Origin of the sequence: uncultured Mailhella sp. (assembly GCF_944324575.1) — a bacterium.
Classification (GTDB): Bacteria; Desulfobacterota; Desulfovibrionia; order Desulfovibrionales; family Desulfovibrionaceae; genus Mailhella.
The window spans coordinates 1-15,754 of the sequence record NZ_CALUWV010000051.1 but is presented as its reverse complement, the minus strand read 5'-3'; the positions used below and the strand labels follow the sequence as shown (position 1 = coordinate 15,754).

Sequence of the window (15,754 nt, the reverse complement as noted above, 5' to 3'; positions counted from 1 at the left end):
TTCTTATCAAACACGGAGGGAACGCAAGGCTCAAAGCTCCGCGCAAATATTCAGGAAAGTTCCGCAAAGGCCGGAAGTCTCGGCAAGGCGCTTTCGGGCTGCAAACTCCGTGCAGGCGTGCGCCCTGCGCCCGCCTGCGGCTGCCGACCGATGTTCCCGCTTCGCGGTTACATCGGTGTGGTGGGCATGGAGTCTCATATAATTAAGGAAAGAGCGCTGGCTCGAAGTTCCGGGAGGTTTTCGGTGACAGCGAACAACCGCCTCTCAACGCCGGGAAGCCCGGGGCAACAGGCAGATGGGGACTGCGCCTTGACAGTAAAAGGTGTTTTTTTGTATTATGTCTCCCGGAATTTTTCAGCCGGAGGGATGGCAGAGCGGCTGATTGCGGCGGTCTTGAAAACCGTTGAGGGTCACACCTCCGGGGGTTCAAATCCCTCTCCCTCCGCCAGAAGAGCAAAATATGTCCCCGCAGTCCGTACAGACTGCGGGGATTTGTTGTTTAAGCCGGGGCGGGGGTAGGGGGGAAGAGGCAACGCAGGTTTGTCCCCGCAGGGCCCGGCGGCTGGCGGGCTGCCTGGCCCGGCGCCGGGCCCTGCGCCTGGTCGGGGGCAACGGTCGGAGGGAAGTCATGGCATCAGGGATGCCTGCGGGCTGTTCAGTCGACGCGGAAAAGTGTACCTTGTCGGCCGTGGCACGATTGCCTTCCCAGAAAAGCAACAAGCAAGGATTTTCCCATGACCAGCAGTGAAAGACTGGCATCCGTCAGCAGAAACATTCAGGACAAGGCGGCCCTCATCTGGAACGTGGCCAATTCTCTTTACGGCGCGTTCAAGCCGCATGAATACGGGCTGGTGATTCTGCCCATGGTCATCATCAAGCGTTTTCACGACTGCCTTTTGCCCACGCACGACGCCGTGCTTGAGGAGCTTGAGCGCAAAAAGAATTTTGAAGTGAAGGACGGCTTTTTGTGTGCGGCCTCCGGGTATCATTTCTACAATACGAGTCCGTTTACGTTTGAAACCCTGAAGGCCGATCCGCAGAACATTGCGGACAACTTCCGGGCCTATCTGAACGGCTTTTCCGACAACGTGCAGGATATTCTGACGAACATGCAGTTCGCCGCTCAGATCGACCGCATGGTGGAGGCCGGGTGTCTGTATCAGGTGATCGTGGATTTCTGTTCCGACAAGGCGGACATGAGCCCCGACAAGATCAGCGCCGTGGACATGGGCTATGTCTTTGAGAATCTGGTGCAGCGCTTTTCCGAAAGTTACAACGAGGAAGCCGGAGCGCATTTTACGAGCCGGGACATCATTTATCTCATGTGCGATCTGCTGGTTTCCGGCGACCGTCACGCCTTCGGCCGCGACGGCATTGTGAAGACCGTGTACGACATGGCCATGGGCACAAGCCAGATGCTGACCTGCATGGAAGAACGTCTGACTCAGCTTGACGCCGATGCCGACGTGACCTGTTTCGGTCAGGAGATCAATCCGTTCACGTTCGGCATAGCCAAGGCGGACATGCTGATCCGCGGCGGCGAGCCGGACAACATGCAGTTCGGTGACACGCTGGATAACGACCGGTTCGAGGGCTACCGGTTCGATTACTGCATATCGAATCCGCCTTTCGGCATCGACTGGAAGCGTGAGGCGCCGAGCGTGGAAGCGGAACACCGGCGCGGCGCGGCCGGACGTTTCGGGCCCGGCCTTCCGAGCAAGAGCGACGGTCAGCTTCTTTTTCTTCTCAACGGACTTTCCAAGCTTGAGCCTGACGGACGCATGGCCATCATTCAGAACGGCTCATCGCTGTTCACGGGCGACGCGGGATCGGGGCCGTCTGAAATACGCCGTTACCTCATAGAAAACGACTGGCTGGAAACCATAGTGCAGCTTCCCACCGACAGTTTCTATAATACGGGCATTGCCACCTATATCTGGATCATCACCAAAGACAAGGAAGAGCGGCGCGCGGGCAAGGTTCAGCTTGTGGACGCGGGCAAGTGTTTCGAGCCGCGGCGCAAGTCCATAGGCAACAAGCGCGTGGACATCTCCGAAGCCTGCCGCGATCTCATTGTGAAGGCGTGCGGCGAATTTGTCGACAAGGACTACGAAGGCGAGACGGAGAGCGGCAGAAGCGTAGTGTGCAAAAGCCGCGTGCTGGACGGTTCGTCTTTCGGTTACAGCAAGATAGTGGTGGAAAGCCCGCAGCTCGGCGCAGACGGCAAGAAGATTCTGAAGCGGGGCAAGCCTGTGGCCGACACGTCGAAGCGCGATACGGAAAACGTGCCTCTCGGGGAAGACGTGGACGCCTACCTTGCCCGCGAGGTGCTGCCCTACAACCCCGATGCCTGGATAGACAAAAGCAAGACGAAAATCGGCTATGAAATTCCGTTCACGCGGATTTTCTATGAATACAAACCCATAGAACCGGCGGCGGAGATCGCCCGGCGCATTGAGCAGCATGAGCGCGTGCTCATGGAAAAGCTGCACGAGCTGTTCGGCGGGGTGGCGTAACATGAACGATGTGACGCGCTATGCCAACATGAAGGACAGCGGAATTTGGAAGTTGGAAGATATTCCTTCTGGATGGAAAATAATAAAGATTAAATATATTGCAACTCTTGATCCTTATTGTGAAAGTTCCAATATTGCTAATGATAGTAATGTTAGTTTTGTTCCTATGGAGTGTATAAAAAATAATCATATAATAGAAAGAAGTTCTAAAAAATATAAATATAATAGTTCATATAGTACATTTTTAAATGGTGATATTGCTATTGCTAAGGTTACACCATGTTTTGAGAATGGAAATATAGTAATTATGAAAAATTTAATAAATGGATTTGGCTTTGGAAGTAGTGAATTATTTATATTAAGGCCTTTTAAAGTAGATACAAAGTTTTTATTTTATGCTTTACAATCGCATTCATTTAAAGAAGGTGCTGTATCAATTATGACTGGTACAGGAGGGTTGAAACGAGTTTCATCGACATATATGAAAAATGCATTTATAGCAATGCCGCCAGAATATGAACAGAAGCGTATATCATATTACCTCGACAGCCAATGTGCCAAGATAGACGACATCATTGCGGGAGCCAGAACCAGCATTGAAGAGTACAAGAAGTGGAAAGCCTCGGTCATTTCTGAAGCCGTGACCAAGGGCCTCGATCCTCATGCGGAAATGAAGGACAGCGGGGTAGAGTGGATTGGAAAAATCCCGAAGCATTGGCAGGTGACACGTTTGAAGAATATAGCATCTGTTGCTCGTGGTGGGTCTCCACGTCCTATCGAAGACTATCTGACTTCTGAAGATTCTGGACTAAACTGGATCAAAATAGGAGATACGATAAAAGGATATAAATATATTGATGCAGTTCGGCAAAAAATACGTCATGAAGGTTTATCAAAAACAAAAATAGTTCATAAAGGAGATTTAATTCTTACAAACTCAATGAGTTTTGGTGAACCATATATTTTAAATATTGACGGATGTATTCATGACGGATGGGTATGTATTCAAGATATACATATAGAAAAAGAATTTTTATATTATACTCTTGTGTCTAATTTATGTAAAGAACAATTTAAATTGCAAGTTTCTGGTGGTGTTGTTAAAAATTTAAATGTAGATAAAATAGGAATAATTTATATTTTTGTACCTTCATATGAAGAACAGAAGAATATTATTGATTATTTGAATAGTAAGTGTTCCGAAATCGACAATCTTATAGGAGAAAAAGAAGCACTTATTGCCGACCTTGAAAGCTATAAGAAGTCGCTTATCTATGAAGTTGTAACGGGAAAGAGAAAGGTAATATAATGGAAAATAAAGATCAAGAAGCAAAATTATTTTTAGAATATTTATTTAATGAATATTCTAGTTGTATTACAAATATTATCCATTTTGTAGATCCTATTATAGAAGATTTTACAAATATTAATAATGGAGTTATGTCCTCATTAAATAAATTTCAAGGGCCTGTACTACAGCTTTTTAATCATCTGAAGCTCTCTTATGAAAAGAAAGATGAGTTCCGTACTGCTTCCGAACAGTGGGGAAAAATGGGGTGGACATATCCTCCGTCCGCAGGAATAAGCTTATTTTATACGGTTCCTGATGATCCCAATAAGGTAGAGGAGATGGCATCAGGTTGGAGTCGTACAGAAGATATGGAGGAACTTTTTTCCCTTCTTTTAAAAGAGGATGGTGTGAATCGAGATGATATAGAAGAATCTATTTTTCTTTTTAATAATGAAAAATATAAGTCATGTGCATTAATTTTATTTTCTCTTATTGATGCGGTATTTATTAATTGTCAGAGTATAGAATTAAATAAAAATGGTAATATAAAAAAACGTAAAATTGGATATTTTGGTGCAAAAGATGTTTTAGGGAAAATTGATGAAGAGTTTCATTTTGAAAATTTACCTATAGTATTGTCATACTTTAATATTATGGCATGTATAAAAAAATTTTTTGAGTCTGGAGAAGATTTCAGGATTCAACCAGATGTTCTCAACAGAAATTTTGTAGCGCATGGCATGTTTGCAAGAAAAGCAGAACGAAAGGATTGTGTTCAAGTTTTTCTATTATATTATAATATATTGAGATTTTTAAATACATTCCGAGTGGAGGATACAATTTTCCCCATTGACGCCCCATGCACCCCGTCCCTACACTTGGTGCCAGACAAGGAGAGCGGTCATGCCCGATAATGAAAAGCAGTTTGAGCAGGATATTGCTTCGTTTCTCACCTCGCCCGCCGGAGGATGGGTTTCGGCCATCGATGAGGGCTACCGCAGCGCGGCAAGTGCGGGCAAGGGCCTCGATCTGGAAACGCTGGTCGGCTTTGTCAAAAGCACGCAGCCTCTTGTCTGGAAGAGATTTGAAAAGCAGTGCGGCGGCGATGCCGTGCAGAAATTCTATCGCTGCTTTGAAGATGCCGTGCTGAAGGACGGCCTTATTCATGTGCTGCGCCACGGCTTTCATTATCGCGGCATGGAATTTCGGGTCTGCTGGTTCCGTCCGGAATCCTCGCTGAACGATCTTGCCGTGGAGCGTTACGGGCAGAACGTGTGCCAGTGCATCCGGCAGTGGCATTATTCCGCGCAGAACAACAACAGCGTGGACATGATGCTCTCCGTCAACGGCATTCCGGTGGCGGCGCTGGAACTCAAGAATCAGCTCACCGGCCAGAACGTCGATGACGCCAGGCGGCAGTGGATGTTCGACCGCGATCCCGCAGAGCCCGCGTTCCGTCTGAACAGCCGCGTGCTCGTGTTTTTTGCGGTGGATCTCTATGAGGTCATGATGACCACCGCCCTTGCCGGTGCGAAGACCGTGTTCCTGCCGGTCAACCAGGGCTCCGCCGGGCCCCGCAGGGGCGGCGCGGGCAATCCTCCCTCGCCGGACGGCAGCTATGTGACTTCCTACCTGTGGAAGGACGTGCTTCAGAAGGACAGCCTGCTGGACATCCTTCAGAAGTTCATCCATTTCGAGGTGCTCACGGAAAAGCAGAAGATGGCCGGGGACAAGGAGCGCACCGTCACCAAAAAGAAGATCATCTTTCCGCGCTTTCATCAGATGGACGTGGTGCGCAGGCTCATTGCCGACGTGCGAAAGCGCGGCGCCGGACGCAACTACCTCATTCAGCACAGCGCCGGTTCAGGCAAGAGCAACAGCATAGCCTGGACGGCCTATCGCCTTTCCTGCCTGCACGATGCAGAAAACAGGCCCGTGTTCAGCTCCGTCGTCATTCTTACCGACCGCACCGTGCTTGACAGGCAGCTTCAGGACACCATTTCGGGCTTTGATCATCAGGCGGGGTCGGTGGAAACTATCGGAGCGAACAAAACGTCGCAGGATCTGCTCCGGGCCATCAATGAGGGCAGACGCATCATCGTGTCCACGCTTCAGAAGTTTCCCGTCATCTACAAGGAAGTGAAGGATGTGACGGGAAAGAATTTTGCCGTCATCGTGGATGAGGCGCACAGCAGCCAGACGGGCAAAAGCGCCGTGACGGTGAAGGAAGCTCTGGCCGATACCACGGAGGCACTGCGCGAGTATGCCGAAATGGAAGGGCTTGCGGAGGAGGAAGCCCAGGATGCCGTGGATGAACTGGTGAGCGAAATGCTGGCGCACGGCAGACACTCCAATCTGAGCTTTTTTGCCTTCACGGCCACGCCCAAGAAAAAGACGCTGGAAATGTTCGGCGACGAGTACAGCGACGGCACCTTTCATCCGTTCCACATTTATTCCATGCGTCAGGCCATCGAGGAAGGTTTCATTCTCGATGTGCTGGCCAACTACACCACCTACCGCACCTGCTACAGAATCGCCAAGAACATACCCGACAATCCGGAAGTTCCGGCATCCCGGGCCGTGCAGACCATACGACGCTTTGAGGAACTGCATGCGCACAATCTGCGGCAGAAGACGGAAATCATTGTGGAGATCTTCCTCGACACGACGCGCGGAAAAATAGGCGGCAAGGGAAAGATGATGGTGGTGACGGCGTCTCGTCTTGCGGCCGTGCGCTACTATCAGGAAATGCGGAACTATCTGAAGGAGCGGCATTATACGGACGTTGCCGTGTTCATTGCGTTTTCCGGCACGGTGAAGGACGGAGAAACGGAATACACGGAAAGCGGCATGAACAGAGACAGGCAGGGGCAGCCGGTGAGCGAGTCTCAGCTTCGGGAGGTGTTCCATGATGAGGGAGACATCCTCATCGTTGCCGAAAAGTATCAGACGGGATTCGACGAACCTTTGCTGCACACCATGATCGTGGACAAGAAGCTGCGCGACGTGAAGGCCGTGCAGACACTGAGCCGTTTGAACCGCACCTTCCCCGGCAAGCAGGACACCTATGTGCTCGACTTCGTGAACACCGCCGAGGAAATCAAAGAGGCGTTCCAGCCCTTTTACAAGGAAACTGTGCTCGATCACGAGATAGACGTGGATCTCATCTATAAGACGCAGGGACTCATTCACGAGTTCCGCGTGTATACGAAGGAGGACGTCGCCAAAGTGAGCGCGATCAGGTTTTCCGGCAAAAAGGGAGCCGAGGTCATCCAGGACAGAATATCCTCGTATCTGAAGCCGGTGGTGGACGTGTACGAATCCCTTGGTGACGAACAGAGGTACGAATTCCGCAGGCTGGTGCGGTCGTTCATCAAGTTCTACCGCTATGTGGCGCAGATAACGCGCCTTTTCGATAAAGAGCTGCATCAGGAGTTCGTGTTTTGCTCCTACCTTGAAAAACTTCTGCCCGGAGACAGACAGTCGGATTTCGAGCTGGGCAACAAGGTGAAGCTGGAATACTATCAGCTTCAGAAGACTTTTGAGGGGGCCATTGAACTGGACCAGCAGAGCGAGCCTCTTCGGCAGACCGAAAATCCGCCGCGTCCGAAGAAGCCCGAGGAAGTCAGAAACACGCTGCTGGAAGTCATAGAGAAGGTCAACGAGCGCTACAAGGGCGAGTTTACCGAAGCCGACCGCGTCATGGTGAGCCAGCTGCACGACAGAGCCATGGCCGACGCAGGATTGCGGAAGAAGGCCCGTTCCGGCAATCAGAAAATCTTTGTGAACAACTTTTTCCCGAAGTTCTTTGATCAGATGACGCAGCAGGCCTACACGGAAAGCGTGGATTCCTACACCAGGCTTTTTGAAGACGCGGAAAAGTACCGCATCATCATGCGCTCGCTCGGCGAAACCGTGTTCCGGGAACTTCGGGCCATGACGCAGGATGGCGCCGCCGGAGTATAGCAGGAAAAGACCTGTCGTTTGTCGATGGGCTCCGGAGACGGTCAGCTTCTTCCTTCTCCGGCGCACTGGGAGTTTTTTGGAAGATGCCTGCCGGCATGAGCGTCAGGTTTCGTACGTGTGAGCCTGAAAAGGGCGTGTCTGTTTTTGCTCTACTTACGGTTCCCTTTACCGGGGCACGGTCCAGACGACCTTTTCCCCGGCCTTTGTGCGGGCTGAACAAAAAATGAAAGAGCGCCGACCCCGGTTTCAGGGTCGGCGCTCCTGTCGTGTTTTTTGTCTGCGCGAAGCCCGGTACTCCGGTCATCTGCCCGGCCGTCGGAGGGCGACCGGAGGAATGGTGTTTCGGTTGGCGTCCGTTCCCGAGGGGGCGGCCCCCGGCGGGGGATTCGGTTCCGTCCCCGGACGAGAGCCTCCGGGGACGACCGGACGCGATCAGACTTTGCTCATCTTGAGGCTGACGATGGTGCCGCCCGGGGTGACGGAGAGTGCATGTTCCATGGTCATGAGGGCGCTTTTCTGATCTTCGACACTGCTTCGGAAGGGAAAGGTCCGGTCCGCGCTGTTGCCGAGCACACGCAGGAACCCTAGTCCCTGATCAAGCCAGATGGTGAGCATTGAGCCGTCTTTGAACTCCAGACGCAGGGAGCGGGCATGGGCCATCAGTTTTTTGTCTACGGAGAAGGCATGAACGGTACCCAGCTCCTTCAGCGCAAGCTCGGCGACCGTGTCGCGCTCGGAGGAGCGGGCCCAGTTGTCCAGAATGCTGCTCATTCTGTAATAGTCCTGGGGAGAATTCTCGGAGAACTTGGCGGTGATGACGGGGAATGGCCACGCTTCGCCGTAGAAGTCCCTGAGCTGTTTGAGCAGCCGGTAGAGCAGGGCGACGGTGAGGGGGGATTTGCAGTATCGGTCGGAAAAGACGATGCGCGTCAGGGGACGGCGCTCGGCGACGGGATCGACACCGAGATTTCTTTTCAGAGAGAGGTGCAGCCGTCCCCACAGCCATGCGCCGAAGTTCATGACGGTCGTCGTTTCCCCGCTCGCTATCTGCTCCACGGCGCAGCTTCCCCGGGTGGCCTGAAGATCCTTCTGCTGAATCGGCCTGCGCGTGCCGAGGTCACCCTTGGTACGGCCCGTGAGCAGCAGCCGGTTTTCCTCTTCCTCATACACGGCCCAGCGATGCAGGGTTTCGTCTTCCATGGTGACGGCGAGGCGGGCATGAGGATGGGAGAATCCTCCTTCAAGCACGCAGCAGGTCACGTTGCCGTGGACAAGCGGCGCAAGGAGCATGCGTTCCTCCTGACTGAAGCCATCATACAGCTCCTTTTCCAAGGAAAGTTCGACATGAACCTGCCGCAGTCGCAGAATGTCCAGAAGATGGAGCATGTCTCCGTCGCCGGGCATCCACAGAGAGTGCGGCCCAAGATGCAGGCATACGGTTGCATTGGGGTACAGCAGAGAGGCGGACAGCACGGATTCTTCCAGCCGCATGGTTTCCGTTGTCGTCGACGGGCCGAAGATGCGCGCGTTATCGGGAAGAGCGAGCAGGGAGAGCCAGGCAGGCGTGAGCACTTCGAGGCCCTTGTGCCTGTCGAGATCCCGACTCTGGTAGCGCAAGTCAAAGCTGAGGATGCAGCGGGGACAGGCCGTTTCACAATCATACCCCTTACAGAGCAGGCGCTCGCGTGCATCATGCAGAAGGGCGGTCATATATGTCGCGGCGGAAGAGGCATAGCCTGCGGCGTTCTTGTCGAAAATGAAGAGCGAGGTGCAGAGCGTGCCGTCTTCTCTGCGTCGGGGAGAAACGGTGCATTCCAGCTCTTCGGTCTGAATGCCGAGACGAGCGGCCAGAGCGTCGCGCAGGGCGATGGCTATGGGGAAGGCCTGTGATTCATCGTTGAGCCAGGACAGGTCTTCCTTTCGCAGCTGCACTTCAAGAACGTCGGTTCTGCCCTCGCAGGCCAGCCAGAGAGGCGCCTTTATTTTCCAGCTCATGCCTTCGCGGCAGGCGGGGCAGATGTTTTTGCCGGGATCGTCTTCGTTTTTTCCTCCGCGCAGTTTGGTGTGGTGCCGCATGGCGGCGGGAATTTCTCCCTGTGTGGAAACGGATTCCACTCTGCCGCAGGCAAGGCATACGGCGTACCCTTTGCCGTACAGACCGCGCGATCTGTGGAACACCGTGCCCGAGGTGGTGCAGCGGAAGCGGACGGCCTCGGGAAGGCCGAGGGAGATCCACGGGCCGCAGGCGCATACGTCGGCTTCCGCATGGCTCAGACCCGCCGTGCCGAGTGCGACGTTATTGGAAGGCTCGCTGAAAAAGTCCACGGCAAAACCCGCAGGCTCGAGATATTCGTGCCAGCAGTCGGAGGTGAGGGGGGCGCCGCAGTTGCTGCATGCGGTCAGAGAATGGCTGGCCGCCGTGCCGAAGCTGCCGCAGCTTTTGCACTTCCAGCGGCTGCGGATGTTCTGAAGCTCTGCGGCCGCCTTTTCCGAGGCGGGGATGTGCCAGTTCAGGGTGATGCCCTTCGATTCATAGACGAGCCCGTTGATGGCCACGCTGTTGCCGGGCGCGTATTCCGTAAGGGCCGAAGAGAGGGAACGGCTGGGCAGTTCCCGGCGCAGAAAAAGGTTGTCCATCTTACGCTGATCTTTCCGGTTCCAGACCTTCTGCTTTTTTAGGAGCTCGCAGTACATGGGATCGAAGGTGGCCACATGCAGGGGAAAGCCGTGGGCGGGCAGGAATTCCTGAGAAATGAGTTCCTTGAGCAGGTATTCTCCGGTCATGCGCTTCTTGCGGATGGCTACGGCCTTTCGTGAGGCGGAATTTTCTTTGATTCCTTCTTCCTGCATGTCCTTTTCAGCCCGGCACAGGGCGTCGTAGTCGGTGCGCCAGCGGTCACAGGCCCTGTCCATGGCGTCGGCGGCCTTGTCTGCCAGAGCCTCCGGGCGTTCGTTCTCAAATATGCCGTTGCGGCACAGAAGACGTATGGCGTCCAGAAGGGGCGAGTCTTTTTCCAGCGTTCTGAAACGCAGGGAGAAAAGCCGGGCCGTCGGATTCTTTCCGGTGAAAAAGGCGTCGCATGAGAGCTTGACCAGATCCCTGTCATCCTTCTGCTGCCGTTCTTTAAGGAATGCCGTGAGCAGAAGGGCGTTGATGTGCCTTTGCAGGATGACAGGACTGTTCAGCGATACCCGGGGCACGGGCAGGGCCGTATCGAAGGCCCAGCGGCTGTTGGCAAAGGCCGCCATTTCATGGGGGTTGTCCTTGCACAGAGTGACGGTGAGGGCACGGGTCTCCCCGCGGCGGCCGGAACGGCCGGAACGCTGGAGATAGTTGGCCGGATGCGGCGGCACGTTGTTCATGCCCACGACGGAAATGCCGCCTATGTCTATGCCCATTTCCATGGTGGTGGAGCAGGAGAGCACGTTGATGTCACCGTCGCGGAACAGTTTTGTGCAATCTTTGAGTTCTGCGGACGAAAGCTGGGCGGAATGTTCCTGTACCCTGAAGTACGGGGTGAGCTCCACCACGTTGTCGTGGGGGGCTAACCATAGTCCGGCCTGCCGTAGCATTTGAACTTCCTTGTTTTCCGAAAGCCAGCTGCGGGCCGCCTTTACGCCGTTCTCGTCGGTGGGCCCGAAGGCGTCGGGATAGAGCGGGATGGTGTATTCAAGGCATTTCGAAGGCCGTTCTTCCTTTCGGGGCAGGTAGGGCGAGAGGCCGACGAAGACGGTGTCGAGAAATCGCCGCGTGAAGGGGCACAGCCAGGCTTTTTCCATGGGAGCGAAGCCCATGGCGCTGGAGTTCAGAAGAACGCCGTCTTCGTGCTTTGAACAGAGGCCGGAGGGGCCGGTCAGCTGATTCCAGGCCTGCCGCAGTATGCTGTCGATGATGTCGGCATGTTCCCAGTGTGTTGCATCCAGGCGCAGTGCGCGTTCAAGAAGGCGCACGAGCCGGTGCTGCCGGTTGCGGCGGCACTGGGGCCAGATAAGCTGGAATTTGCCGTGTTTCTCTTTGCCGGGAGGCAGAAGGTAGGTCTGGCGGTAGGTCATGCCGAGCCACTTTCGCCATTCTACGGGAAAATCGGTGGCTCCGTTTCCCCGGAAGAGGAAGTCGAGGCATATCTTGAGAAAGTTCTTCCAGTCGGAAAGCGTGAGACCGGCCTTCTTCAGTTCCCAGGGAAGTTCAGTCACCTTTTCCAGCGCCGGATAGCGCACGGCCATGAGTCCCAGCGTTTCGAGGTTGACGGCCCTTGCCGGACGCCTGCCGAATTCGCGATAGACGAGCATCCGGGCAAAATTCGACGCGCCGGATCCCGAGGCGATCAGTGCGGGAGCCTTTTCCTGATAGATCTGGTGCAGCGCATCGAAGGTAGAGCGCTCGTTCTGAAGTTTCCGGGCCATGTCGTCAAGGAGCACGGGGGTCATGCCGTCGAGGGAAGCAAGTTTTTGCCTGTCGTTGTCGAGCGACTTCTGCAGGGCGATGCGGAGGAATTCGGACAGACTCGACTGTGCGGCCATGCCTTTTTCCAGCTCGGCAATTTCTTTTTTCAGTCTTGCCCGCTCCTGTTCGTCGCCGTGCCGGCAGTCCCGCAGGCCGATGTGGTAGAGCAGTCCGCGTATGCGCGCAAGCTCGGAAAAAAGCTGCATGCGCATGGCCGAGCGGGCCGTGCCCTGACGGCTGTCGTTGAAGGTGAGCATCTTGCGGCCCCGGAAAGGATGCTGGACGGGATCCTTTCCGTCGGGAGCGAATTCCAGCAGCACGGGGGCCATGGTGTTTTGCAGATAGGGCGTGCCGATGACGTGGTATGAATAGAATTCCTGTCGGCTTCCCGGCAGTTCCTGACAGCGGGGGCAGACAAGACATCCCTTGTCCCTGTCCGGTTCCTTCAGCGACACGCAAAGCGCATGACCGTCGTCCTCGTTCGTGAGACGGAAGGTTTCCCTGTTGAGAAAGACGCTTTCCGCCGACGGGTCGTTCCGCCGCACCAGCAGCACGTCGTAAGCGTCGGAAAGACGTGTGACGTTCTCTTCTTCGTTGTCGAGGCCGTCGTCTTCGTCGTCCAGATCCGGCGCATGCTCCTTCTGCATGAGAAATTCTGCGGGTCTTCCCTGCTCGTCGGTCTTGTCGTTTTTTTGGGCCAGCAGAAACGGCGTGTGACATCCCCGGCAGGTGACGACTTCATAGACGGGGCTTCCGCAGGAGCAGTGCTCGCGCGGCTGTGTCCACACCGCGCCGTAGGGCCAGTCGTTCCCGAGTTCCTTCTGTCTGTGCGGGCAGTTCGGATCCGCGCAGGCCCAGAGACCGGAAAGTCCCCGCACGAAGATGTGCGCGCGCAGCGGAAGGAACGGAACGCCTTCAGGGCTTTTTGTCCACGAGAGCACGTCGAGCCAGCGCAGGGCGGCATCCGTATCGGCGGGCAGATTTGATTTTTTGAGAAGCGTCCGCACCTCGGAGAGACGGACCACGTTTTTGTCTTCGGTGAACAGGCTGCGCAGGGCACGGGCCGTCTTCGAGCGGCAGAGCGCCTCATGGCGTGCGGCGCTTTCAGGCTCGTCCCTGTCCATGTTCTCAAGCTCGTCCAGCGTTACGGGCGTCTCCTTCACGTCGGGAAGAGCAGGAATTTCTCTTTCTCCGGCAATGAGCGAAACCTGAGATGCGGGCACGCCCGCCACATCCGCAAGGAAGCGCTTGAGCTCCTGTCCTGCCGGGCCGTCGGGATCGCCTATGGTGGCGGAGGTGGCCACAAAACGCACGTTTTCGGGCTTCACGCCGAAGGCCATCTGCACGCGGCGCAGGAGAAGAGACAGTTCCGCCGCCTGCGAACCTATGTAGCAGTGCGCTTCGTCGAGCACTATCCATTCCAGCTTGCCCTGCGACTTCTGCAGAATGGGCGCGTCTTCCGTGCGCACCAGCATATATTCCAGCATGCTCGCGTTGGTGAAGAGAATGGGGGGAGGACTTGCGCGCAGATCGTCGCGCGAGAGCACTTCGTTGATGCTTGTTTTTCTGTCGGAGGACAGGCTTGGGGGCGTCTGGCCGTTGTAGAGGCAGAAGCGCACGTCACCGTTGAATCCCCGCGTCCAGGCGTCGAGCCGGTCGCGCTGGCTGCTGATGAGCGCGTTGAGCGGATAAAGAAAAAGCGCCCGAACGCCTTCCAGTCGGCCGCCTTCTTCTGCGCTCTGTCTGGCCAGCCGGTCGAGAATGGGAATCATGAAGCATTCCGTCTTGCCCGAGCCCGTGCCGCTGCTGATGACGGCAGAGGCAGGGTCTTTGCTGCAGAGCGTCTGCCAGGCCGCAAGCTGATGCGTGTAGGGCCTGCGGGAGAGTGGAAACTCGTAGTCCTGCCGACGCTCTTCGGGCGGATTGCTCAGGCAGCGGACAAGGCGTTCATCCAGCAGTGTTCCCCTGAGCTCGGCCAGGGTGGCCCCGGACTGCTTCCAGCCGAAGGTGGCCTCAAAGGCCGGGTCGTCCGTGAGGCTGTCTTCTGCGCCCGGATCGCAGGTGAGCATGGCGTTCAGGCAGCGGCGCAGCGAATCGTTGTTCAGGGGCAGAGCGGAGGGCACATCCTGCCGTATGCGATCCTGAAGACGGGGAAAGAGCCGGGAAAAGTACGACAGAGACATGTTCATGACTCCTTGATGCTGAAGCGTTCCGCAAGACAGCTGCAGGCGGTGAAGGTTGAGGCCTGCTCAAACCATGCGGCATCGAAATGGATGTGTTCGCGGATATGGAATATCGTGTCCTGATCCGGCGGAACGGAGAAAAAGCCCGTCCGAGGGTCAAAGGCCTGAAGCGTGAGAAGCACGGGCAGGCCGAGCACACTGTTTCTTGGTCCCTGAGAAAACGGCAGAAAACGCCTGATGTCTGCGTCGTGCCTCTCTCTGTTGACGAGAGAGTCAAACGCTTCGGGCCATTCGTCGTCGGCGTGGGCGCGCAGCAGCGTCTGCATCATGCAGTCCTTGCTCCGGAAAAGGATTTTTTCCGTTTTGTCCGTGGTGAGCGCGGCGTTTTGTTCCCGCTCCTTTTCGTAGCAGGGCAGCGCGACGGCTATGTGCAGGAGCGCGTTGACGGAAGGACAGCTGGAGCCGAGCGCTTCCAGAATTTCCTGCACATGGCTCTGCCAGAAGGTGACGGCCATGGTGCCGGAAATGATCTTGCCGAGGTAGTCCTTGACGGCCTGTGCCGCCTCTTTCCAGTCCTGCCGGGACACGAAGTTCCACAGAAAGGGAAGTTCCGTGTCGACTCTTGAGGTGATGTCCTGAAACGAAACTCCCGGATGCAGCGCCAGCAGGGCCATGATGCGCGGAGAGCGGATAAGCGCATGCCATATTTCCAGCGTGGAAAGCGGCAGATGCTTCACATGGCTGAGAAGCGCAAGAAGCGTCGACCATTCCGGCGCGTCGAGGTCGTGTTCCATGGCGGCCGTGCAGGAGACAAACGCCCGCTGACGGGAAGCACGGTCCTTTCCGTCCACGGCGGCCTGAAGAGCGTTGCGGGGCGTTTCATCTTCGCCGTCCATGGTCCAGAGCAGCGGCCGCAGGGATGTGCCTTCCGTGTCGTCGAAGATGAGCCAGGGGCCGGGGTGGTCCAGCGCTTCGGAAAGCTCCCAGGCCCCCGAGGGCGTACCGTTTTCGCGGGTCTCTTCTTCAAGAACCTTCAGGCCGAGTTCCGGGTGGGTGAGCAGCAGCGCCTTCATGGCGTAGCCCTGCGATGGGCGTTCTCCGTGTGCAGGAAGGGCGAGCAGGGCTCTTGTCCCCTCAGGTATGAGACTGGACTCGTATCGGGCCACGCTCCAGCCCGCCACCTTCTGCCCGTCGAAAAGAATGTCGAGTGATACGCGGGCATCCAGTCCGCTGGTCATGGCGAGCATTTCCAGAAGTGCGTTTTGCCAGTCCATGAGGCGGATGACAATGCCGTTGTCGCGACTCGTCAGCGGATAAAGCAGGCTTTTTCCTGGAAGCGCGAGCCGAATCGCGG

Annotated in this window: 6 protein-coding genes and 1 tRNA gene; 5 read left to right on the top strand and 2 right to left on the bottom strand. The window is 55.6% G+C overall.

All coding sequences use genetic code 11. The annotated features are described in order from the left end of the window. Positions 1-360: 360 nt before the first annotated feature. From Q0J81_RS07450 to Q0J81_RS07430, 5 genes are all read left to right on the top strand, one after another. A tRNA-Ser gene (locus Q0J81_RS07450) sits at positions 361-448 on the top strand. Positions 449-734: 286 nt separating this feature from the next. After that, positions 735-2,516, top strand: coding sequence for a class I SAM-dependent DNA methyltransferase (locus tag Q0J81_RS07445; RefSeq protein WP_294446934.1), 1,782 nt, complete (start codon positions 735-737; stop codon positions 2,514-2,516). A gap of 1 nt (position 2,517) precedes the next feature. Beyond that, a complete protein-coding gene (locus Q0J81_RS07440) occupies positions 2,518-3,825 on the top strand; it encodes a restriction endonuclease subunit S (protein ID WP_294446933.1) in 1,308 nt (435 codons plus the stop codon). After that, on the top strand, positions 3,825-4,721 hold the full coding sequence (locus tag Q0J81_RS07435) for a hypothetical protein (protein ID WP_294446931.1): 897 nt from the start codon (positions 3,825-3,827) through the stop codon (positions 4,719-4,721). The genes Q0J81_RS07440 and Q0J81_RS07435 overlap by 1 nt, the downstream gene beginning before the upstream one ends. Further along, entirely contained in the window at positions 4,711-7,773 is a 3,063-nt protein-coding gene (locus tag Q0J81_RS07430) for a DEAD/DEAH box helicase family protein (protein ID WP_294446929.1), read from the top strand. Before Q0J81_RS07435 ends, Q0J81_RS07430 begins: the two co-directional genes overlap by 11 nt. A gap of 432 nt (positions 7,774-8,205) precedes the next feature. On the opposite strand, the gene Q0J81_RS07425 is transcribed toward Q0J81_RS07430, so the two are convergent. Continuing rightward, the gene (locus Q0J81_RS07425) at positions 8,206-14,400 is read right to left on the bottom strand and encodes a DEAD/DEAH box helicase (RefSeq protein WP_294446925.1); all 6,195 of its coding nucleotides are present in this window, start codon (positions 14,398-14,400) and stop codon (positions 8,206-8,208) included. A 2-nt stretch (positions 14,401-14,402) separates the two neighbouring features. Then, a partial coding sequence (locus tag Q0J81_RS07420) for an STY4851/ECs_5259 family protein (RefSeq protein WP_294446924.1) occupies positions 14,403-15,754 on the bottom strand: 1,352 nt, incomplete at its 5' end.